This window comes from candidate division WOR-3 bacterium, from assembly GCA_013177935.1.
Taxonomy (GTDB): Bacteria; Hydrothermota; Tepidihabitantia; order Tepidihabitantales; family Tepidihabitantaceae; genus Tepidihabitans.
On the sequence record JABLXZ010000002.1, the window covers coordinates 448,275 to 470,451 of the forward strand.

A 22,177-nucleotide genomic window follows, 5' to 3' on the forward strand; every position below is an offset into this window, starting at 1 on the left:
CACAAGATGTTGTGTGTCGGAGTTGATGTTGGTTCGGTGAACACCAAAGTGGTGATTTATGATTCGGAAAGGGATGTGGTTGTTGCCCGGTGCGTGGCACCAACCGGAATGAAACCCAAAGAGCAGGCGAAGAAGGTTTTGGAACGGTGTCGGGCAGATGCCGGATTGGAGAACCGGGCATTGGGCAGGATTGTTGCGACCGGTTATGCCCGGCAGGCGGTTGATTTTGCCCAGCAAACGGTAACCGAGATTACCGCGACCGCAAGGGGAATCAGGAAATGGCATCCTTCCAGTCGAACGGTCATCGACATCGGTGGTCAGGACTCCAAGGTGATAGTGCTTGATGAAGAGGGTCGGGTGCAGGATTTTGTAATGAACGACCGGTGTGCCGCGGGTACCGGTAGTTTTCTTGAATTCATCGCCCGGGCACTGAATGTGCCGATTGAGCAGTTCGGGGAGTTGAGTGCGCGGTCTCAGAAACCGGTGCTGCTTTCGAGCCTGTGTGTGGTGATGGCGGAATCGGAAATCCTTTCCCTGGTTGCGGCTGATATACCGCGGGAGGACATCATCGCCGGTTTACATCTGGCGCTGGCGACAAGGGTTGTCAATATGGCAGCCCGGGTTAAGGTATTGCCCGAGGTGATTTTTACCGGTGGCACCGCGCTCAATCAAGGGATGCGACAGGCGCTGGAACGGGTTTTGGGGTTAAAGGTTCAAAGTTCTCAGGAGCCGTTGTTTGCCGCAGCGATGGGTGCGGCGCTACTGGGTACGAGCGCTACCTTTTAAGGACAATCAGGCGCTGCCGGGTTCCGTCTTTCAAGGTGAAAAAGAGTCCAGTAGCACGGGAAGGCGCGGCGATTCTGCCGGTGATGTCGTAGAGGGGGAGTGAATTTGCCGGTAGCGAGTTGAGATGAACGGTTGCCACGGCGGGATGATAGTTGAGATACTGTTCCTCGGATTTGACCGTCTGCCAGAAGTTCTGGTAGGTGGCAAGGACAAGTTGACAGATTGAGTCGGTCAGGGCTCGCGCCGCTTCTCGGGAAGGACCAATGCTCCCCCATTCGGCTTCGTAGCGGGCAACCAGTTCAAAAATTGTTGACTCAATTGGTGCGATGAACTGTAACCAGCGGGCAAGGCGCTGGGTGTTGATAGCCTTGGGATGTTCGGGAAGCGGGTAAAGGTAACTTACCAGGCGCTGGGCTTCGTCACAGATGGGTGCGGTGATGGTGCCGTCCAGTAATGCTGGTACGGTTTCCGCAACCTCCCAGAGCGGGATAGGAAGTGTGGCAACCGGTTGACCAAGAAGCACCCACATCATTCCGGTTCGCGGATGAGCACCGGGCGCGGGTCCAACCATTATTTCAACGGAACGGGTCTGGGAGCGGCAGATGGTGGTGTCGGTGGGAAGGTAACCAAAGGGCAGGGAGCCGAATTTACCCAGAAAAGGTAAAGGGTATGGGTCAAACCCGACCTGGCCCAGGTCACGGGCAAGGGTGCCGATGATAAAAGGGAGATTGAGCCGGTTTTCGTGAAAGGCGGCGCGGCACAGTTGTTGGGCCCGCTCAAAACGGTTTTTTCCTAAAATTCGGCTTGGACCACCGGACATTGAGTAGTTCGCGCGGATGAGAAATCCCAGTGAGTCGTCTTTGCTGTCGTAGCGGGTATAGGATGTGTAGCCGGCTTCAAAGATGGCGGTGGTGCCGGTAGCGTCAAACACCCCGAAATTTGCCGGGGTCTCCCGGCCGACGATGTTTAAGGAGTCAAGGAGCCGGGCAAAATCTTCCACCGTGGCACAAGTACCCAGGGCAAGGCGCATTATGTTGCCGTCATCGGCATCGGTTAAGTTGTCGGTGAGGTTGTAGGAGTTGGAGTTCATAATTGCAAACCCGACCTCATTGATGCCTGCCCAGACATCGAGTGTCTCGCCCGCATAGACATTGGCGATGAACCGAAACCGGGGACCGCACAAAAACTTCATTTCCTGGTCTGGATTGGTGACATCGCGGTTTTTCCAGAGAACGGGCCGACCTTCGCTTATCGCGGTCGGACCGAAGGCGCCGATGGTGCAGGCGGTGGCGATACTCAGACTGAGGAGAAATCCAAAGAAGAGATTAAATCTCATTGTTCAGACTCCGCTTGATTTCTTTGCAGAGTGCGTCAACCAGCCGGGATTCGGGATAGGTGCCGATTACTTTGCCTTTGACAAACAGGGCACCTTTTCCTTTGCCGCCGGCGATGCCAAAGTCGGCTTCGCGCGCTTCACCCGGTCCATTGACAACACAGCCCATAACCGCAACATTTAGCGGGGTGGTGATGCCCCGAAGTTTTTTCTTGACCTGATGGGTCAAGCGGACGATGTCAATCCGGGTGCGGCCACAACCCGGACAGGAGTAGATGACGGGTCCAATCTGACGCAGGTTAAGGGCGGCGAGAAGTTCGTAGGCGGCAATGACTTCAAGGACCGGGTCACCGGTAAGGGAAATACGGATGGTGTCACCGATGCCCTGACGCAAAAGCGGGGTAAGCGCTGCGGCGGAGCGAACACTGCCTTCCAGCGGTGGTCCGGCTTCGGTCAAACCGATATGCAGGGGATAGGGGAAATTGCGGGCGAGTTCTTCGTTGACCGCAATCAGGTCTTCGGCGACGGTGGTTTTTGCAGAAAGGACAAGGGCTTTGAAGCCGAGTCTTTCAAACGGTTCAAGGGCGCGCGCCATCGCTTCAATAAGCGCCTTGACTTCGGGATGACGGTAGCGCGCCCGAATTTCTCGGGGCAGGGAGCCGGCATTAACCCCGATGCGGATGGCTATACCCCGGTCCTGCGCTGCACGGATGATTTCTTCGACCCGCCGCATTGAGCCAATATTGCCCGGATTGATGCGGATTTTGTCAAAGCCGGCTTTGATTGCAGCAAGTGCTAGACGATAGTCAAAGTGGATGTCAGCAATCAAGGGTAGGTCAACTCGCGCCCGGATTTCGGGTAAGGCGGCAGCCGCTGCGGCATCGGGTACCGCAATCCGCACCAGTTCACATCCGGCAGCCGCGAGCCGACGGATTGAACGCACCGTGGCGTTGACATCGTCGGTACGAGTTTTGGTCATTGATTGAACCCGCACGGGCGCACCGCCGCCGAGCTGGATGTTACGCACCAGAACGGGAAGTGACAGGCGTTTAGGCGGGTTTGATGCGCTTGATTTTACCGCCGAGATGGGCGATTTTCTTTTCGAGCTGTTCATAGCCCCGGTCAAGGTGATAGATACGAAGAATTTCGGTTTTGCCCCGAGCGGCAAGTCCGGCAAGGACCAGCGCCGCTGAGGCGCGCAGGTCCGATGCCATAACCTGAGCGCCCTGCAGTTTCTCTACACCATGAATTATTGCCATATTGCCGTTGATGTCGATGGAAGCACCCATCCGGTTAAGTTCCAGGGCGTGGAGAAATCGGGACTCAAAGATGTTTTCGGTGACGGTGCTGGTACCATCAGCAATTGTCAGAAGGGCGGTGAATTGAGCTTGCAGGTCGGTGGGGAATCCGGGATAGGGCGCGGTGGAAATTTTTGTTGCCCGGGGACGGGATTTCATCTCAACCTGAATGCTTGTCTGGTCGATGTCAATCCGGGCACCAATCTCTTTTAGTTTGGTTAGAACCGCGGTGAGGTGTTCGGGCTGGCAGTCGGTGATTTCAATGGACCCCCGGGTAACGGCGGCAGCAACCGCAAATGTGCCGGCTTCAATTCGGTCGGCAATGGGCCGATGCGCGGCACCGGCGAGTTCTTTAACCCCCTGAATTCGAATTTCCGGTGTGCCGGCACCGAAAATCCGGGCACCCATTGCGTTGAGAAAATTTGCCAGGTCAACCACTTCGGGTTCACAGGCAGCGCCCTCTATGACCGTTTCGCCCCGGGCGAGCGTTGCTGCCATCATCGTATTGATAGTGGCACCGACACTGGGACCTTTGTACCCTTCGAGCATCATCGTGTTTCCTTTTAATCTTTTTGCCCGGGCGTGAATATAGCCCCGCTCCACCGAAACTTTAGCACCGAGTGCGGTGATGCCTTTGATGTGGAGGTCAACCGGTCGGGGTCCAATGGCGCAACCACCCGGGAGCGATACCCGGCAGGTGCCAAACCGGGCAAGGAGCGGTCCCAGGACATAGTAACTGGCGCGCATTTTTCGTACGATGTCATAGGGTGCCTCCTGATTCAGTTTCCCCCGGGCGGTGAGATGTACAGTGCGGTTCTTTTGCTCAATACGAACGCCAATCACCCGGAGCAGTTTGAGCATAGTATTGACATCTTCGAGAGCGGGAACATCTTCAATCGTACAGGTGTCTTCGGTTAAGAGACAGGCAGCGAGCAAAGGTAGGACAGCATTTTTTGCCCGGGCGGTTGATACCGTCCCTTTTAATGGTTCGCCACCCTGAATTAGAAAACGGTCCATCTTATTATTTTCGACCATTATCTGCTAAAGTCAAGGAGATGCTGCACAGTTGGGTGGTTGAAATCGTGGAAATTTTATTTTCCGGATGGATTTGGCTGATAAATATGTTTGACATTTACATTTTCCGCGTTTATATTAGTAAAGGTAAGTTAATATGTTTAATTGCCCTGACAACAGGGCAGTAAGGAGGTAAAATGTTAGTAACTCTCGTCGTATCGTTGGTCATTGCCTTGAGCCCGGGAGGAATGCAAAGCAATCTCCCGCCGGTTTGGGGTGGTGGTGGTCCGGACTCTTTCGGGTATCGGTACTTTGACTCCGACACGGTTTGCCCGGAGGCGCCCACCTACAACTGGATTAACATCAAAGGCGTCGGCACGCGGGTGACCGGCTTGGGCGATGACAATGTTGTTGGCCCATTTGATATCGGATTCGATTTCCCTTACTACTGGTACAAAGTACGCCAGGTTTACATCGGTTCCAACGGATATATCGCATTCCACGACAATGCGCTGGCGGCTTCGCCGTTCCCAAGGGTTCCTGCGCCCAATCGGCCGAACAACACCGTGGCGCCGATGATGAGTGATATTGACTGTTCGGCATCGGGTTCGCCTAATGGTTCGGTCTGGTACTGGCGCAGTGCCGACAACGACACTTTTATAGTCGAGTATGACAGCGTCCGGTTCTGGTCAACAGGTGGTAACAATACATTCCAGATTATTCTGTCCCGGCCTGATTCTTCAATCACCTTCCAGTATAAGGAGCAGTCGGGTGCACCTTACAATGGGTGGGTGCCAGATGCCAATCAGTGCGGGATTGAGAATGTTTCTGGAAGGATTGGTTTGAACTACCTGTCGGGAAACATCCCACCCGGGAATATGTACCATCCAGGGCTGGCGGTTAAATTCATTCCGCCCGAGTCGACTCGGCTGCAGGTTCATGATGCGGCGGTACGCAATGCGATGAACGACCGGTCCGGAGGTATGTTTGTTGTCAACGGTCGACCGATAACCTTCTGGGCGGTGATTGCCAATACCGGTAATCAGCCGGAGAGTCAGTTTAAGGCTCTGGTGCGGGTGCGCTCCCAGGCAGGTTCGGTGTTGTTTATCGATTCCACGATGGTTAGGCCGCTTAATCCAGCAGAAACGGACTCGGTCGTGTTCAGTCGTACGTGGACACCGAGTTCGAACGGGGTCTACACGATTCAGGCAATTAGCAAACTGCCCGGTGATGCGGTGCCGGTTAATGACACGGTAACGATTGAGTTACGGGTTGTCACCCTGCCCGCGACTTTGACTTATGACCGGGGGACACCAACCAACTCAATGTACTGGAATGGTCCAGGTGGATTTGGCAACCGCTTTGTTCCGCCCGTTTACCCCTGCACCTTGACCAGTGCCCGGGTTTATATGTCAGCGACTTCTACGACTCCCTGTGCGATTGGAGTCTATGACGACAACGGATTAGGTGGCAGTCCGGGTGATACGCTTTACATTACCACAGTTCAGGTGAGTACCGAAAACTGGTACACTGTTAACTTCCCGAGCCCGATTGTGATTGAGGATGGTGCCTTCTTTGTTGGTGCTACTTCTGAAGTAAGTGGCTCGCCTTCGTTTGGTATGGATTCGGTGCCGCCGCTCTCCTATCAGGGTTGGGAGTATACTGGTGTTTGGGCTCCCTCGCGGGACGCTTCTGCAAGAGATGTGATGGCGAATGTTACCGTTTCCGGTGCGGTCGGAGTTATGGAACTTACTCCAGAGGTTACGCCGGTACGCCGGGTTCTTGAACTCAGTCCCAATCCGGCATCAGATGCAGTTACGGTTCGGTTTGTTAATCCGGCAGGCGGTAAGCACACGGTCGAAATTTACAATGCGGTTGGTACGGTGGTGCAAAGCGTTGAGGTCGGAGATGAGCGAGTTGTTTTTGATACCAAACAGGTGCCGGCGGGTGTATATTTCGTGCGCGTAAAGAACAGCGACTATTCGGTAGCAAAACTGGTAATCCAGCGGTAAAAGTTTACCCAGTAAATCAGGTTGGGCGGTCCTGCGGGACCGCCCAATCTTTTAATCTTGCTATTTTTCGAGATTGAGATGAAAGCCGGCGTAGCGGTTGATTAGTTGAACAATATGGGGTGGTAGCGTCAGGTTGGTAAGTTGCACCATCGGTGTATGAAGGAGCGTTTTCAAGAGTTCAATTTCCGGGGTGGTCAGTTCAATACCTTCGTTTGGTGATGAGGGTTTATTTGCTTTTTTGATGCAAGCCGGACAGAGCAGTCCACCTCGGCGGAAGATAAACCAAGCAGAAGAGGAGGGAACGGGTTGGTGACAGATGGCACAACGATCAAAGCGGGGGCGGAATCCCAAAAAGGAAGTGGCTTTAAGGATAAAAGACCCAACCAGTCCGCTCAGTTCTCCAGATTCCTGAGGTGCCTGAGCAATCGCGGTCAGTGTGGTTTCAAGCAGGGTGAAGAGTCTTGGTTCAGGGTGGTTATGGAGCAGGGCGTGCAGTAAAAATTGGCAGATGCGGGTGGCGGCGAGAAATCGTTCGTAGTTACCGGTAAGCGCCGGGTAACGGGTGATAAGTTCGGCGTCACTTAGGGTGGCGAGTTCGCTCGTTTTTGAGAGATAGATGGTGATTTCGGAACGGGCGAAAAGGTCAAGTGCGGCACCGAGCCGACTTTTTGGTCTCCGGGCACCACGAGCAATCGCCGTAACCAAACCGATGTCCGGCGTGAGCAGAGAGACGATGCGGGAAGATTCACGCCAGTTGCGTACCCGCAGACAGATGGCGCTTGTCTTTACGATTCGCCGCACTCAATCCTCGCTGCGAATCTCGCCGACCAGTTCCTCAATCAGGTCTTCAAGGGTCACGATGCCGATGGTGTTACCAGACAGGTCGATAACAACCGACAGGTGTTCCCCGCGCTGCTGCATCTGGCGCAGGACATCAAGTGCCCGACTGTTTTCCGGAAGATACTGGACCGGTCGCACCCGCACCCGTTTTTCGGAACTCGTCCCCCGAGTAACGACTTCAAGTAAATCTTTTGCTACTATTACACCGATGATATTGTCCGGTGTTCCCGTATAGACTGGTATCCGGCTGTAACCAAACTGATTAAGTAATGTCAGAACCGTATCGAGGTCCGAATCGGCGGGCACAGATTTAACCTGTTTAATCGGAATGGCAATTTCGCCTACTTTCATTTGAGAGAAACGGAACAACCGCGCCGCCATATTTGCGGTCGTGGTCCGGCGGGCAGGTGTCTGTTCCCGCTGGGCGATGACTTTGAGAAAGTCGTCCCGGCTGAGAACGGCTTTTCGAGTCCGGGGCAGGAGTCGGACCAGAAAGTAGGTAACCGGCGCAAACCCAATACGGCTGATGTTCAGTAAAAAGGCGGCTGACCGTAACCAGCGACTGGGTATCGATTGGGCGAGCGCCTTGGGCAGGTAGTCACCGAGAATCAGGGTGAGAAGCACGACCAGAAGTACCGCAATTGGTGTAAAACTGGCACCCAGGTGGGTGACGAAATACCTTTGAAACAGGACGGTGGCAAACACATTGGCGAGGTTCGTGCCAATGATGGCGGCGATGAGGGTCGGTCCGATTTTGTCAAGTGCCGTCAGCGCCTCTCGAGCCCCGGCGACCCGATTTTTTGCCCAGTGGTTAAGCCGGACCCAGTTTGCGCGGTAGAGGGCGGTTTCCGAACCGGAGTAGAAACCAGTAAGGATAATTAAAAGAAAACCGGCGAGGAGTTCCATCGGTTAAGTCTTCCGGTGTTTTATTAGGACCTTTTCCAGTTTATGCTCCGAGACTTCCTGAACGATAATTTCCAGATTGTTCAGTTCAATGCGGTCCCCGGGCTGGGGTAAGCGTCCCAGACGGTCCTGAATAAGCGCGGCAAGCCGTTCAAAATAAAAGGCACGAAAGGCGTTGGAAAAGAGCCGGTTGAGGGTGGCGAGGTCAATCTCACCGTCAACCAGAAAGGCGTGGTCAGCAATTTTTTGGTAAGGTAGTTCTTCGACAAGGTCAAATTCATCGGTGATTTCGCCGAAAATTGCCTCAAGGATGTCTTCAAGCGTGACCAAACCGGCGGTCTGTCCAAATTCGTCAACAACGATGGCGATATGGGAGTTTTTCCGCCTCAGCTCATCGAGCAGGGGAAGGAGTTTTTTCACTTCCGGGACGAAATAGGGTGTACGGGCAAAAGTTTTAACCGGGGCGTCAGGGTTCGGGGCGGTTATCAGTTCTTTTGCGTAAACGACGCCGGTGATTTGTTCAAGGTTGTCCCGGAAAATCGGTAACCGGGAAAAGCCACTTTCCCGGCATGCCCGTATTGCTTCTGAAACCGGCGTATGTTCGGCGACAGCAACAATATCCTTGCGCGGGGTCATTACTTCTGATACTGTACGACGGTCAAGGTCAACCAGGTTGCGTAAAATTTCCTCTTCGCCGGGCAGAAGCACACCTTTTTCTTTTCCTAGTTCTATCATCGTATGTAGTTCGTCGTCGGTCAGGGTGGTTTTTTCCTGGGGAAAGGTAGTAAGGAGGGCGTTGAGCCGGTCTAAAAGCTGGGTGAAAGGTGAAAGGACGAGATAAGTTACTCTGATAATCGGTGCCAAAAGCAGCGCCGACTTTTCCGGGTTGAGACGGGCAATAACTTTGGGTGAGATTTCGCCAAATACCAGAAGAAGTCCGGTCATTACAACGCCGCCAATGCCAAGGATGGCTGCGGTATTTATTCCGGTGCGGCGGGCAAGGTTGAGTAGAAACAGGGTGAAAAGAGCGGTGGCGGTGGTGTTGACCATAAGGTTGGCGAGGAGCAGGGTTCCAAGGAGCCGCTGGGGCTGATTAAGCAGATGCTTTAGCTTTGGGGAGTCGGCGCGCCAGCTGGGGATAGAGAAAAACGCTGCCTCGGAGCCGGAAAAGACCGCGGACAGGATTAGTAAAGCACCGGTGCCGGCAAGGAGGATAAACATTGGCGGTGAGAAATCAGTTCAGTTTTTTCATCTGGGCGTGGGAGAGCCCAGCAAGGTGGAGTAAACCGTGTTCCACCAGAGCGAGGAGTTCATCGCGTAGCCTGATGCCTGCCTGTTTTGCCTGGAGCCGCGCCTGCTCGCGGGAGATGTAGATTTCACCGACAAGTTGGGGGGCGTTTTTCCGACCTGGCACAAGGGGTGTATCAAGACGGAACGAGAGGACATCGGTTGGCCGGTCTCTTCCCAGGAACTGTCGGTTGAGCCGATGAATATAACGGTTGTTGACAAAGATGATGTTGATTTTTCCCTCTGGCATCTTTGTCCCCAGCAAACGGTGGATGTGCCGGATTAGTCTTCTTATCTCTCGCTGAAGAAAAGTGTCTTCAGTGCCGAATATCTCAACCTGTAACATCGCTTGATGGGTGTGGTTTTTTACCCTGATTCTGGTTGTTTAGTTTGTCGTCTCTTGACTCATAGGCGTGAATAATGCGTGAGACCAGGGGCGGGCGTACAACATCGCCTTTGTCGAAATATACAATGCTGATGCCGGGGATACCGGTCAAGAGTTTTTCCGCTTCCACCAGACCGGAGGTGTACTGATGGGAAAGGTCAATCTGGGTGATGTCACCGGTGACAATCGCCTTGGAGTTCCAGCCCAGCCGGGTGAGAAACATCTTCATCTGGGTTGAGGTGGTGTTCTGTGCTTCATCAAGGATGATATAGGCGTCGGAAAGGGTTCGGCCGCGCATAAACGCCAGTGGTGCGACTTCAATTACCTCCTGTTCAATCAACCGTTGAGTGCGTTCCAGTGGTACCATATCAAACAGGGCATCGTAAAGCGGGCGCAGGTAGGGGTCAATCTTTTCCTTGAAGGTTCCGGGTAAATATCCCAGCGATTCGCCAGCTTCGACTGCGGGTCGGGTGAGGATAAGCCGGCTGCATCGGCCCGAGATGAGCGCTGAGACCGCAGCAGCTACCGCCAGATAGGTTTTACCCGTGCCGGCTGGACCAATGGCAAACACGATATCGTTGCGGGCAATTTCTTCAAGGTAACGGCGCTGGTTTTCGCCTTTGGGTACGATGGTTTTACGCGGTGTGTGAATGGTGCCAACTTCGGGAGGTGGGGGGGCAGATTTTACCTCCTCCACAATTTCTTCGACTGATTCCAGCTGGGCACGGCGTTCCGCGCGCAATCTTTTGACTTCAGCCTCGACCAGTTCCGGTGTGATACGTTCACCGCGGCGACAACGGGCGATAAGGCGGGAGAAAATCTCTTCCAGTTCCTTTTTTTCAGAGCGGGGTCCAGAAAGACGCAGTAGCCCATCCCGGTAAACAACATAAGACCGGTAAAACCGGGCAAGGGTTGTGAGGTTTATGTCTGCCGGACCGAGGAGTTCAACCTGGTCAACATCCTCGGCAGGGATAATGTATCGCAACCTGAAATAATTTTAGCGGTAAACAAGGCAAGGTCAAGGGAACGGCACATTTCTATATATACGAAAAATCGAGGAAAAGTGACAAAAATTCGTTCCCCCAACAGTCCGGGGGTAATTCCTGGGATAGTCTCTAACACCCTTTTCCCCATTCCCCCTTTTACCATCCTTCTTTCTCTATCGAAAACAGTTTTGGCGATGGTGGGGAAGTCTATCTTATTGATAGTCTATTTGGTTATGACCGATGTCCGATAAGATAACCCATCATTACGGGTGAGTTGGGTAACATCTTTAACTGTTTCTGACAACCTTTAACGTTCTATTTCCTGTTTTATCTTAGGGGTCGCGTTCAGGTCTGCGGTTCTGCGTGCTTGGGACGAAGCCAGAACCCGAGTCTGTTCAGTTGGATTCGGGGGTAATCTTATGAGTTTATAACTGTTATGTTGATTGGGGGATGGATTTTTGAGGTGTATACAGGGTTGTAGCAACATAAGTCGTTCAACAGCCAGGGTTATCTCTTGACATTTATTAGAAGTTAAATATAATTAACTCAGGTTCGGGTTACATCCATGGTGAGGCGTAGTTTTTATTTCCAGTAAAAAGGAGGAAGGAATGGCACGGTTTGGTTCTACAGTTCAAGGACAGCAGCGCGACATTAGAATTTTCATTGTCCGTGCAGTGGTTCTAACATTTTTTTCAGGTCTATTTTTTCATTTAAATGCCCAGGTTGATACCAACTGGGTAAGACGGTTTACCGGACCGGGCGCAGCCAGTGATGGTTTTACAGCGCTGGCGGTTGATGCCCGGGGCCAGGTTTATGTTGCCGGTTATGTTACAGACACGCTTACAGGTATCAATATGTTAACAATGAAATTCACCGCTGATGGTGTTTTACAGTGGGTTCAGCGCTATAATGGACCAACCGATGGTGTTGATTATGCGTACGGTATAGCGGTAGATTTAAACGGTAATGTTTATGTTACGGGATATGCAACAACCAACACCGGTTATGACTACTGCACGATAAAATATGACTCTTTAGGTAACCAGCAATGGGTTAATTTTTACAATGGGTTGAGTACCACGACAACACCGACCGATGTTGCGACGGCAATTGCGCTCGACCAACAGGGTAATGTGTATGTGACCGGTTATAGTGAAGGAGCAGGAACATCCTATGACTACTGCACAATTAAGTACAATCCAAGTGGTGTTCAGCAGTGGGTTGCCCGCTACAACAACAGTTCGGCTAATTCTGTTGACCAGGCAACCGCAATCGCTGTTGACCAGCAGGGTAATGTTTATGTTACTGGCTACAGCGTGGCGAGTAACTATGATTACCTTACGGTTAAATACAACACATCGGGAACCCAGCAATGGGTTGCGCGTTACGATGGTGGGAACGGAACCGATTACCCCCGGGCAATCGCGCTGGACCGAATGGGTAATTGTTATGTAACCGGTAACAGCTGGGGAGGTGGTAACGCTGACTACGACTATCTTACGGTCAAGTATTCGACCAGCGGTACCCGCGAGTGGGTGGCTCGCTACAACGGCGATGGCAATGACAACGATTATGGCTATTCGGTGGCGGTGGACGAAGCAGGTTATGTTCTTGTGACTGGAGCCAGTGATGGGGTTGGAACAAGTAGCGATATTACAACCGTTAGATACGACCAGAACGGTAATTTAATCTGGTTCCGGCGTTATGACACCACGCAACGCGAAGATGTTGGCCGAAGCGTTGCCCTGGATAACAGCGGTAACATCTATGTAACGGGCTATTCCCGTAGAACCAATATCGACTTCTCAACGCTTTCTTACGACCCAAATGGAAACCTGCGCTGGGCGACTTTTTACAATGACATCGGTAATGGTAGTGATTATGCAAATGTAACAAAGGTCGACCGGACCGGTAATGTTCTTGCCGCTGGTTACGGTTATGGCGGTTCTCAAACCGGAACCGATGCCGTGGTGATAAAGTACATTCAACCTGATGTCGCAGCGACTGAGATTATTTCACCAGGTGTGAGAGTGGATACGGTGAGTTCGGTGATGCCGGCAGCGGTTGTTGCCAACTTTGGCAGTGCTCCAACCGATATTAAGGTTTACTTTACAATCCGAAGGCCTGGTGGCTCCCGGCTATTTTACGACAGCGTGCTGGTTAGTGGGGTTGGTCCGAATGAAACCGCGGTGGTGACATTTGCCGAGTGGCCAAAACCGCATTCGGTTGGTTTTTATGTGGCCAGTTGTTCAACTTATCGTGCCTTTGACCGGAACCTCAGTAACAATGTACTAACCCGTGATTTTCAGGTTACGGCTGGTCCTTATGGCTGGGCGGAAGTGGCTTCGGTGCCCTTGGCGCCGTCTGGCCGAGCGGTTAAGGATGGCGGTGCTTTAGCCTACTGTGCCGGGTTCGATCGGATTTATTGTGTAAAGGGAAACAGAACCGGTGATTTCTACTATTATCAGCCGACCCAGCAGAACTGGGTGACACTGCCCGTAATTCCCAATGGACCTTCGGGAAAAACTCCGGGCAGGGGTGCTTGCATTGTAAGCGATAACGACCGGTATATCTATCTTGTGCGGGGTAATAAGACGCTTGAGTTCTGGCGGTTTGACATTGACAGTACCACCTGGGTGCAGATGGCAAATATCCCGCCCGGGCCATCAAATAGGGCGGTGAAAGGCGGCGACGATATGGTTTTCGTGCCACAGGAAAATAGTATTTACCTATTAAAGGGCTATCGAAATGAGTTTTACCGCTATCTGATAGCAACTGACGAGTGGCAGGCGCTGCCTGAGGCACCGCTTTCTTCCCGACCTAAATGGAGCGATGGTTCGTTTTTGGTATTTGACGGCGAAAACAGTCTTTATGCCGGTAAGGCTAAGTACAACGAGTTCTGGCGATACGACCGGGTCCTGGGAACCTGGGATACTTTACACCGGCTCAGTTCAATACCTTTAGTTGGTCGGAGTGGTAAAAGCGTGAAACTTAAGGACGGTGGGTGCGGAGTTTACTACGATGGTAGTATTTATGTGCTCAAAGGGTCCAACTCCTGCGACTTCTGGCGTTACGATGTTAGGGGTGACTCCTGGACCGAACTTGACCCGATGCCCGCGGTTGGTTCTACTCAGAAGCGAAAACGGATAAAACGGGGTGGCGATATTGTATTCGGGGGCGATGCGCTGTACGCGTTAAAGGGAAACAAAACGGTTGAGTTCTGGCGCTATGCGATTCCGCCCACTGTTTATTCGGGCTTTGCCGGTGGTCAGGGACATTGCGCAAACCGGGCATTGAGCGGGTTTGTTTGTGCGCCCAATCCGGTGCGCGGGACAAAGGTAAACTTGCTGTTGTCTCCCAATATTGAGGGCAAAGTCAGGGTTAAACTATTTGATGCTGCCGGTAGGGTGCAAATGGACCAGGCGGTGGTTGGAGGCACGCGGCAGATTGGGTTAAACATCACCGGATTAAGTGCCGGGGTCTATCTTGTTCAACTGGAGTCCGGGGCGGGCAGGTTTTTGAGCCGTTTGGTAATAGATAAATAAAAAACGCTAAGTTAAAGTCGGGGTATGTTTGACGCATACCCCGATTTTTTAGTTAAAGGTAAAGGTTTCGGTCCGGGTTTAGAAGGACACAATTTGACTTTTGCCCTTTAAAAAGTATCCTTCAATAAGGGGGAAGTTCGGGGTAAAAAGAAATGTTAACTGTTTTTAGGTAATTAAGTTTTCAAAAATCAGGAGGATAATATGTTACCAGAGTTTAAGAATGAACCCTATCTTGATTTTTCGGTGCCGGAGAATGTTGAAAAGATGCAAAAGGCGATTAAGGCACTGAAAGAAAAGTCAGATGCTGAGTACGAGATAATTATCGGCGGCAAACGGTTGAAGACAAAGGAGAAGTTTCAATCCTTCAATCCTTCAGATAAGAGTCCGGTTGGGACTTTTCAACAGGCAACAATAAAAGAGGGTGAAGCGGCGCTCAAAGCAGCGTGGCAGGCGTTTGAGGAGTGGCGATTTGTGCCAGCGATTGAGCGGGCTTCCATCTTCTTGCGGGCAGCAAGGATAATGCGACAGCGCCGGTTTGAGTTTGATGCGGCAATGGTTCTTGAAGTAGGCAAGAACTGGCTGGAGGCGGATGCCGATTTTGCTGAAGCGATTGATTTCCTCGAGTTTTACAGCCGTGAGGCGATAAGGTATGATGCGCCCTGTGGCGTGACACCTTATCCGGGTGAAATTCAGGAGGTACGCTACATTCCGCTTGGTGTGGGTGTGGTTATTCCGCCCTGGAATTTCCCCTGTGCGATTATGGCAGGGATGACAACCGCAGCGGCAGTTAGTGGCAATACGGTGATTTTGAAGCCGGCGTCGGATGCGCCGCTGATTGCCGCTTTGTTTATGGAGTGCCTGGAAGAAGCCGGCCTACCAGCCGGGGTTGTAAACTTTGTTACCGGTCCTGGCTCCACAGTAGGAAATTACCTTGTGGAACATCCGAAAACCCGTTTTATCTCCTTTACCGGTTCAAAAGATGTAGGGTTAAGGATTGTTGAAGCGGCAGGCAAAATTGTTCCCGGTCAGATATGGATAAAGCGGGTGGTAGCAGAGATGGGTGGTAAGGACTGCATCATCGTGGACTCTGAGGCGGACCTGAACAGTGCGGTTGAAGGTGTCGTGGTCTCGGCTTTTGGTTATCAGGGGCAGAAATGCTCAGCCTGCTCAAGGCTGATTCTCGATGCCAAAATCCACGACGAGTTTCTGGATATGCTAATACCGCGGATAAAGAAAATTAAAGTTGGCCCGGTTGAGCAGCCCGAGAACTGGATGGGTCCCGTGATAAATCAAGGTGCGTTCCAGAAGATTATGGAATATATCGCTCTGGGTAAAAAGGAAGGCAAACTGGTCTGTGGTGGTAAAGGTGATGACCACGATGGGTATTTTATCCAGCCAACAGTTTTTTCCGATGTTAAGCGTTCTGCCCGGATTGCCCAGGAGGAGATATTTGGACCGGTTCTGGCGGTAATTAAGGCACGCAACTTTGCCGATGCGCTGGACATTGCCAACTCCACCGAATACGGCTTAACCGGCGCCCTCTACACTCGCAACCGGGAAAAGATTTTGCGGGCGAAGCGGGAGTTCCATGTTGGGAACCTTTACTTCAACCGAAAGTGCACCGGTGCCTTGGTTGATGTGCAGCCGTTTGGCGGCTTTAATATGTCGGGTACAGACTCGAAAGCCGGCGGCAGGGATTATCTACTGCTTTTCCTCCAGGCGAAGTCAATGACCGAACGGTTTTAAGGGTAAAAGATTATGCGGTTAACCTGTAAAATGAAAAGGAGTAACAATGGCTAAACGAACGCGGGTAATAATAATGGGTGCTGCCGGGATGGATTACCATGTTTTCAATATGTTCTTCCGGGACCGCGAGGAGTTTGAGGTGGTGGGTTTTACGATGGCGGCAGAGCAGAATTTGGGCACGGTTGGCAAGTTGCGGACCTACCCGCCGGTTCTTGCGGGAAAACTTTATCCTCAGGGGATTCCAACATACTATGAGCGGGAGCTGCCGGAGTTGATTAAAAAATTTGAGGTTGACCAGGTGGTTTTTGCCTACTCTGATGTCAAGCACGAGTTTGTGATGCATCGGGCTTCTGAGGCGTTAGCCGCGGGTGCTCAGTTTTTGCTTTTGCCGCCCCGGGTGCTGCAGATTCGGGCAACAAAGCCGGTGATTGCGGTTTGCGCGGTGCGCACCGGCTGCGGTAAATCGCAAACTTCGCGCCGGGTTTATGAGATTTTGAAGAAGATGGGGTTGCGGGTTGTGGCGATACGGGAGCCAATGCCCTACGGTGAACTGGAAAAACAGGTCTGGCAGCGGTTTGCCAGTTACGAGGACTTGGACCGTGCTGGTGTAACGATTGAGGAGCGTGAGGAGTATGAGCCTTACATTGAGCAGGGGATGGTGATTTATGCCGGTTGCGACTATCAGGAGATTTTGAAGCATGCCGAGGCTGAGGCGGATGTTGTTGTCTGGGATGGTGGTAACAACGAGATTTCCTTTTATGTGCCGGACCTTTTGATTGTGCTAACCGACCCCTTGCGTGCCGACCATACGGTGATATACCATCCCGGTGAGGTCAACCTGTTGATGGCGGATGTGGTTGTTATCAACAAAGAAGATTCGGCAAAACCGGAAACGATCGCCCGCTTAAAGGAGTTCATTCGAACGCGCAACGCGCGAGCGGTAATCGTCGATGCCGATTCGCCGTTGATGGTTGAGGACCCGGACCGAATCAGGCATAAGCGGGTTCTGGTAATTGAGGATGGACCGACGGTGACGCACGGCGAGATGCCCTACGGTGCGGGCAGGATTGCGGCGGAACGGCTTGGAGCAAAGGAGATTATCGACCCGAAGCCTTATGCCCGGGGCAGTCTGGCTGAGGAGTTGAAGAGGAGTACCCATCTTGACCGGGTTCTACCGGCGATGGGCTATTCAGTTGAACAGTTGCGAGAACTGGAAGAGGCGGTAAACCGTGCCCCATGCGATTTGGTCATAAGCGGAACACCGATTGACCTGAGCCGGCTTTTGAAGACCAATAAACCGATTGTTCGGGTTCGGTATCGGTTGCAGGAAAAGTCTCAGCCTGACCTTGAGAGATTGATTACCGAACGGCTTCGGCAGTTGAATATTCAGGTGTGAACCGAGAAAAAGCAATGAGTGGTGAGCAGTTCCGGCCCGAAGAGGTTGCGTTGCTCAAGGCGCTGAGCAGCACGGCGCAAAAGCCGGTAACAATTGCGGAACTGGTCAAAAGTCTGGGTCTGGACCAGTCGCTGGTAACTGCAGCGGCGGTGAGTCTATCACAAAAAGGGTTGGTGCAGGTTGAAGAAGAGGAGGACCAAGAACTGGCGCGGGGACCCGAATGGGAAGAAAAACTGCCCGAGCGCAAGGCGCTGGAGATTATCGCCCGGGAGATTAAATCGGAAGATGAAGTGGTTTCCTTAACCCAACTTCCGAATCTTCTGAACAAGCCGGATGTGCGTTCCGAAGTTAAGTTCCTGATGCGCAAAGGATGGTGCGAGCGAAATGCTAATGAGTTGCGTATCAGCGCCAAAGGGCAGGAGGCGTTGCGCGGAAAATTCGAACCGGATGAGATTGTCGTGCAGCAGTTAAAAGGAAAACCGGTACTACTGGTGAGTGAGTTGCGAGAGAAATTACCCGGGGTAGATGTTGGTGCGGCGGTAAACCTTCTTAAGGGCCGCGAAGGGGTGGTGAGAATTAAACGACGCGTTATGCGCCGGGTGGTGCTTACCATAAAGGGCGTGGAGTCGGTTCAGGCGGTTGAGAAAAGCGTGCCAGAGATAACTCAGTTGACTCCAGACCTGCTTGCCACCGGCAAATGGCGTGAGGTCAGTTTCCGACGCTATGATGTTACCCTCGGGACAAAACCCCGCTATCCGGGCAAGGAGCACCCTTTACAGCGGATAATTCAGGAGGCACGCCGGGCGTTTTTTGAACTGGGGTTTGAGGAGGTTGCCTCGCCGGTTGTAGAAGTCGCGTTCTGGGATTTTGATGCGCTGTTCCAGCCGCAAGACCATCCCGCCCGGGAGATGCAGGACACATTTTATCTCGCCCAGCCGGCAAAGGGTTCGCTGCCCGCAGCAGAACTGGTGCAACGGGTTGCTGAGGTTCACGAAATGGGCGGTGATACAGGCTCACGGGGCTGGCGCTATCACTGGGACCAGGAACAGGCAAAACGGCTGCTTTTGCGTACCCACACGACCGCGGCGACAATTCGGGCGCTGGCAGAAAATCCCAATCCGCCCCGTAAGGTGTTCTGCATTGGCAAGGTTTTCCGTCGGGAGAATATTGACGCAACCCACCTGCCTGAGTTTACCCAGCTGGATGGTATTATTATAGATGAGCACGCATCCCTGGTGACACTGTTTGGGACCCTGGCCGAGTTCTACCGGAAGATGGGCGCTCACGAAGTACGTTTCCGGCCCTCTTACTTTCCTTACACGGAACCGAGCGTGGAGGTGTTTGCCAACCTTGGCAGTCTGGGTTGGGTTGAGATGGGAGGTGCGGGGGTATTTCGGCAGGAGGTGGTCAAACCATTGCGGTGCCGGTCAAGGGTTCTTGCCTGGGGCTTGGGGCTGGAACGGCTGGCAATGATGCGCTTTGGGGTTCAGGATATCCGCCATCTATACTGGGCGGATATTAACTGGCTCCGGGAGGCAAAACTGTGCCGGTAGTTGCAGTTCCGCTCGGGTTACTTTGCCGTCTTACTGGAAAGATGCTTACCAGTGAGGAGATTATTCGGCTCTTAGGTGAGCTGGGGTGCGATGTTGAAGGGTTTGACCCGGTGAGCGGTACATTAAAACTCAACTTGCTACCAGCAAGACCGGATATGTTTGATGTGTGTGGTCTGGCAAGGTGCCTGAGAGGCTATCTTGGTATTGAGACCGGACTGAAGCACTATTCGTTTGGTTCTTCCGGTATCATGGTTCAGGTGAAAAAGGGTCTGGAGGATGTGCGGCGATTCATTGTTGCGGCGGTGATTAAAAATGTCAAACTCGATGAGGAGCAGGTTGCGGTATTGATGGAGTTGCAGGAAAATCTGCACTGGGGTTTAGGTAGAGACCGGCGCCGAGCATCGATTGGCATTTATGACCTGAGCACGGTCGCGCCCGATTTTGTCTATCAGCCCGTAGCACCAGATGGTGTGAGATTTGTACCGCTCGGTGGGGTGGAGTCAAAGGGTATGGTGCCGTTGACACCAGCCGAGATTCTGGAATTTCATCCCAAGGGCAGAACTTACCGGCACCTTTTAGCCGGGTATCAGGTTTATCCGCTGCTGACCGACCGCAACGGCAAAGTGCTTTCGATGCCACCGATAATCAACAGTGATGAGACCCGGGTGACCGAAAACAGTCGGGCGCTTTTTGTGGATATCACCGGTCCAGATGAGTGGGCGGTGAAGAAGTGCCTGGCGGTGGTGGCAGCGGCGTTCGCTGACCTGGGCGGAGAGGTGCAGACGGTACGAATCGTTTATCCGGATGGCAGGGTTGATGTTACACCAGATATGAGTCCAGAGCGGATGACGATTAACCCTGATGATGCGGCCGCGGTTATCGGTATTTCACTAAACGCCGATGAACTTAAAGAACTTTTACACCGGATGCGCTACGAGGTTGTTAAAGAGAATGTCCAGCCTGAGGCGCTTGAGGTTCTCATCCCGTCTTATCGGGCAGATGTACTTCACCCCTGGGATATTGTTGAGGATGTGGCAATCGCCTATGGGTATCACCGTCTGCCCCGAAAGTTGATACCAACAATCACATCCAGCCAGCCCCTGCCGATTGAGGAGTTTAGCCAGTTGTGCCGACGGGTGCTTACCGGACTGGGGTTCATTGAAACGATGACACTGGCACTGACCAGTCCGGAAGCCCATTTCACAAAACTGAACCTTAAAGACGACGGCTTGACTGTCCAGCTGGAAAATCCGGCAACGGTGGAACAGACGATTTTGCGCCGGCATCTTTTTTCCGGATTACTTGAGACCTTCAGCATCAACACCACTCAGCCTTTACCCCAGCAGATTTTTGAGGTAGGTGATGTTTTTCAGGTTGAGACAGGAGCCGAGACCGGAGCGATTAGCCAGCGCCATCTGGCGGTAGGGATTGCGGATGCGAAAGCCAGTTTTGCCGACATCAAGGCGGTGATTGAGGCGCTGAATCGGGAACTGGACTTTACGGTCTCATTTGCACCGGCTGATGAGATGCCTTTTATTCCCGGAAGGTGTGCGGTGCTGCAGACTTCTAGCGGCAAACGGGTTGGGATTTTAGGTGAGATACATCCTGAGGTGCTGGAGCGGTTCGGGTTAACGGTGCCGCTGGTTATGGCGGAGATTGATGTTGAGGGTTTACAGAAAGAACGAGATACGGGAAAACGGTAGGTTATGCGTTGTCCTCATTGCGGTGAACCGGTAAGACCCGGTCAGGAGACCTGTTTTGCCTGTGGCGAAAAGTTAAGGGTAAAACGTTTTCGCCGGCAAAAAACATTTGATATCCGGATTGTGATTTTCGGAGCGGCACTGGTTGTTATCGGGCTAATAGGTTTTTGGGTGGTGCACCTAAGCGGTCAAAAAGCTGCATTCCAGAAGAGCAAAACCAAATCAGTGCAAAAGGTTGGGGCGAAGCGGTCCAGCACACCGGCGCCAATCAGCAGTATGGTGGGTGATTCGGCACCGGATACGATTAGATTGAGAACCGATGATGAAGAGGTGACCCGGGCAAAGGAGCAGCTGGAGCGGTTGAAGAAACGCTACGAGACGGTCAAAAGTCAGGTTCTTGGTGAAAGCCCGACGCCCGAACAACGGGACCTGATGGCGCAGATTGACCGGGAATTAAGCACTTTTCAGCGTAAGATATTTGAGATGACCGGGTCGATAAATCCGCAACGCCGGCAGGAGCTGGAAAAAGAGATTGCCCAACAGCAGCGGGAAATCAACAACCTGATTTCCAAGTTTTCCCGGGCGCCCAAGAACCGTTAAAAGGGTGCAAACCGGGCATCTTCCCAGTAAGATTCCCGCAACTGACTTAACTGCTTTTGCAGTGCCGCGGCATGAGTTTCTTCCCAGCGGGCAAGGACCGTGAAGAAATTTTGTACTTCAGGGGTCGTAGTAGCGGATGCGAGATTACGGTAGCGCTGGATTGAAGCCTGCTCCAGAGCCAGACCCACGGCGAGCGCGGTCATTTCCCAGTGCGCGGTGTTCAGCCGGGAGGTAAGTTCCGGAGAAAATATCGGGCTCGCCTGCTCCGGGTTGATACGCGAAGTTTCACTTAATGGTTCAAATCGGGAGTTTTTCATCAGGTGGCCATACTGGCGTTTCAGGTAGTCAAGGTGTTTTCGCTCTTCATCGGCGAGCAGGGCAAAAACTTCTCTGCCCTGGACATCAGCGGTCTTTTCCGCAGCGGTGGTGTAAAACTCAATGCCCGCCATTTCGGTGAGCATCGCCTCTTTTAAACCGGCAAGGAGTTCCTCATTGGTCATACAGTTTAATAATAGTGGAGTTCGCTACCCCAATCAACTATTGCCTGAGGAGTGAGTCCGGTTGGGTGAGGAGCAGATAGAGCATTTTGAAGCGGGGAAGGTTAGTCAAAAATACGATGACGATGGCAAGGAGTAAAATGACGGTAACAAGCCAGATTAGGTTGATACCGGGGTATTTCCGGCTTTGGTTCGGTTCGAATTTTTTCAGCGCCTCAAGGATTTTCTGGGCTCTTTCTTCGTCGCTTTCCGGCGGTAACGGTTTCATCATTGCCCCGCAGGATAATTGTAGTTAT

18 protein-coding genes are annotated in these 22,177 nt (G+C 52.5%); 8 read left to right on the forward strand and 10 right to left on the reverse strand.

What is annotated here, in order from left to right; translation table 11 throughout:
• Positions 1–6: 6 nt before the first annotated feature.
• Positions 7–786 carry a 2-hydroxyglutaryl-CoA dehydratase gene (locus HPY86_05180; protein NPV14307.1) on the forward strand — a complete coding sequence of 260 codons (780 nt, stop codon included), beginning with the start codon at positions 7–9 and terminating at the stop codon, positions 784–786.
• Here HPY86_05180 and HPY86_05185 read toward each other — a convergent pair.
• Genes HPY86_05185 through murA form a run of 3 tightly spaced genes read right to left on the reverse strand, consistent with a single transcriptional unit; the run spans position 776 to position 4,434 of the window.
• Complete coding sequence (locus tag HPY86_05185; GenBank protein NPV14308.1) at positions 776–2,122, reverse strand: hypothetical protein; 1,347 nt, start codon at positions 2,120–2,122, stop codon at positions 776–778. The genes HPY86_05180 and HPY86_05185 overlap by 11 nt on opposite strands.
• Positions 2,112–3,233 (reverse strand): flavodoxin-dependent (E)-4-hydroxy-3-methylbut-2-enyl-diphosphate synthase, encoded by a 1,122-nt coding sequence (gene ispG, locus HPY86_05190; protein NPV14309.1) that lies wholly within the window; start codon positions 3,231–3,233, stop codon positions 2,112–2,114. Before ispG ends, HPY86_05185 begins: the two co-directional genes overlap by 11 nt.
• Positions 3,169–4,434, reverse strand: a complete 1,266-nt coding sequence (murA, locus tag HPY86_05195) for a UDP-N-acetylglucosamine 1-carboxyvinyltransferase (GenBank protein NPV14310.1) — start codon at positions 4,432–4,434, stop codon at positions 3,169–3,171. Before murA ends, ispG begins: the two co-directional genes overlap by 65 nt.
• A 194-nt stretch (positions 4,435–4,628) precedes the next feature.
• Here murA and HPY86_05200 point away from each other — a divergent pair, with 194 nt between their 5' ends.
• Complete coding sequence (locus tag HPY86_05200) at positions 4,629–6,443, forward strand: T9SS type A sorting domain-containing protein (protein ID NPV14311.1); 1,815 nt, start codon at positions 4,629–4,631, stop codon at positions 6,441–6,443.
• Between the two features lie 60 nt (positions 6,444–6,503).
• Here the strand turns inward: HPY86_05200 and recO are convergent, their stop codons facing one another.
• The 5 genes from recO to HPY86_05225 are packed head-to-tail and all read right to left on the reverse strand — an operon-like array spanning position 6,504 to position 10,834.
• Positions 6,504–7,244: a DNA repair protein RecO gene (gene recO, locus HPY86_05205; GenBank protein NPV14312.1), complete on the reverse strand. Its 741-nt coding sequence runs from the start codon at positions 7,242–7,244 to the stop codon at positions 6,504–6,506.
• Entirely contained in the window at positions 7,245–8,189 is a 945-nt protein-coding gene (locus HPY86_05210; GenBank protein NPV14313.1) for a DUF21 domain-containing protein, read from the reverse strand.
• A 3-nt stretch (positions 8,190–8,192) separates the two neighbouring features.
• Positions 8,193–9,407, reverse strand: a complete 1,215-nt coding sequence (locus tag HPY86_05215; GenBank protein NPV14314.1) for an HlyC/CorC family transporter — start codon at positions 9,405–9,407, stop codon at positions 8,193–8,195.
• 13 nt (positions 9,408–9,420) lie between these two features.
• Complete coding sequence (gene ybeY / locus HPY86_05220) at positions 9,421–9,819, reverse strand: rRNA maturation RNase YbeY (GenBank protein NPV14315.1); 399 nt, start codon at positions 9,817–9,819, stop codon at positions 9,421–9,423.
• Complete coding sequence (locus tag HPY86_05225; GenBank protein NPV14316.1) at positions 9,806–10,834, reverse strand: PhoH family protein; 1,029 nt, start codon at positions 10,832–10,834, stop codon at positions 9,806–9,808. The genes ybeY and HPY86_05225 overlap by 14 nt, the downstream gene beginning before the upstream one ends.
• A gap of 618 nt (positions 10,835–11,452) precedes the next feature.
• Here HPY86_05225 and HPY86_05230 point away from each other — a divergent pair.
• The 6 genes from HPY86_05230 to HPY86_05255 all read left to right on the forward strand — a co-directional run bounded on the left by HPY86_05230 (position 11,453) and on the right by HPY86_05255 (position 21,384).
• Positions 11,453–14,389: a T9SS type A sorting domain-containing protein gene (locus tag HPY86_05230; protein NPV14317.1), complete on the forward strand. Its 2,937-nt coding sequence runs from the start codon at positions 11,453–11,455 to the stop codon at positions 14,387–14,389.
• Between the two features lie 201 nt (positions 14,390–14,590).
• Entirely contained in the window at positions 14,591–16,135 is a 1,545-nt protein-coding gene (gene pruA / locus HPY86_05235) for an L-glutamate gamma-semialdehyde dehydrogenase (GenBank protein ID NPV14318.1), read from the forward strand.
• Between the two features lie 46 nt (positions 16,136–16,181).
• Positions 16,182–17,531 carry a GTPase gene (locus tag HPY86_05240; protein ID NPV14319.1) on the forward strand — a complete coding sequence of 450 codons (1,350 nt, stop codon included), beginning with the start codon at positions 16,182–16,184 and terminating at the stop codon, positions 17,529–17,531.
• Entirely contained in the window at positions 17,528–19,084 is a 1,557-nt protein-coding gene (locus HPY86_05245) for a phenylalanine--tRNA ligase subunit alpha (protein ID NPV14320.1), read from the forward strand. Before HPY86_05240 ends, HPY86_05245 begins: the two co-directional genes overlap by 4 nt.
• The gene (locus HPY86_05250; GenBank protein ID NPV14321.1) at positions 19,075–20,787 is read left to right on the forward strand and encodes a phenylalanine--tRNA ligase subunit beta; all 1,713 of its coding nucleotides are present in this window, start codon (positions 19,075–19,077) and stop codon (positions 20,785–20,787) included. The genes HPY86_05245 and HPY86_05250 overlap by 10 nt, the downstream gene beginning before the upstream one ends.
• Before the next feature lie 3 nt (positions 20,788–20,790).
• Positions 20,791–21,384, forward strand: a complete 594-nt coding sequence (locus tag HPY86_05255) for a hypothetical protein (protein NPV14322.1) — start codon at positions 20,791–20,793, stop codon at positions 21,382–21,384.
• Here HPY86_05255 and HPY86_05260 read toward each other — a convergent pair.
• Both HPY86_05260 and HPY86_05265 read right to left on the reverse strand, forming a co-directional pair.
• Entirely contained in the window at positions 21,381–21,884 is a 504-nt protein-coding gene (locus HPY86_05260; GenBank protein NPV14323.1) for a ferritin family protein, read from the reverse strand. The two genes, HPY86_05255 and HPY86_05260, sit on opposite strands and share 4 nt — an antisense overlap.
• Positions 21,885–21,921: 37 nt before the next feature.
• Entirely contained in the window at positions 21,922–22,149 is a 228-nt protein-coding gene (locus HPY86_05265; protein NPV14324.1) for a hypothetical protein, read from the reverse strand.
• Between the last annotated feature and the right edge of the window lie 28 nt (positions 22,150–22,177).

Coding starts and splice junctions, on each gene's coding strand:
- HPY86_05180 (NPV14307.1), top strand. CDS start 7: ATGTTGTGTGTCGGAGTTGATGTTGGTTCGGTGAACACCAAAGTGGTG.
- HPY86_05185 (NPV14308.1), bottom strand. CDS start 2,122: ATGAGATTTAATCTCTTCTTTGGATTTCTCCTCAGTCTGAGTATCGCC.
- ispG (NPV14309.1), bottom strand. CDS start 3,233: ATGAACAGCTCGAAAAGAAAATCGCCCATCTCGGCGGTAAAATCAAGC.
- murA (NPV14310.1), bottom strand. CDS start 4,434: ATGGACCGTTTTCTAATTCAGGGTGGCGAACCATTAAAAGGGACGGTA.
- HPY86_05200 (NPV14311.1), top strand. CDS start 4,629: ATGTTAGTAACTCTCGTCGTATCGTTGGTCATTGCCTTGAGCCCGGGA.
- HPY86_05210 (NPV14313.1), bottom strand. CDS start 8,189: ATGGAACTCCTCGCCGGTTTTCTTTTAATTATCCTTACTGGTTTCTAC.
- HPY86_05215 (NPV14314.1), bottom strand. CDS start 9,407: ATGTTTATCCTCCTTGCCGGCACCGGTGCTTTACTAATCCTGTCCGCG.
- ybeY (NPV14315.1), bottom strand. CDS start 9,819: ATGTTACAGGTTGAGATATTCGGCACTGAAGACACTTTTCTTCAGCGA.
- HPY86_05230 (NPV14317.1), top strand. CDS start 11,453: ATGGCACGGTTTGGTTCTACAGTTCAAGGACAGCAGCGCGACATTAGA.
- pruA (NPV14318.1), top strand. CDS start 14,591: ATGTTACCAGAGTTTAAGAATGAACCCTATCTTGATTTTTCGGTGCCG.
- HPY86_05240 (NPV14319.1), top strand. CDS start 16,182: ATGGCTAAACGAACGCGGGTAATAATAATGGGTGCTGCCGGGATGGAT.
- HPY86_05255 (NPV14322.1), top strand. CDS start 20,791: ATGCGTTGTCCTCATTGCGGTGAACCGGTAAGACCCGGTCAGGAGACC.
- HPY86_05260 (NPV14323.1), bottom strand. CDS start 21,884: ATGACCAATGAGGAACTCCTTGCCGGTTTAAAAGAGGCGATGCTCACC.
- HPY86_05265 (NPV14324.1), bottom strand. CDS start 22,149: ATGAAACCGTTACCGCCGGAAAGCGACGAAGAAAGAGCCCAGAAAATC.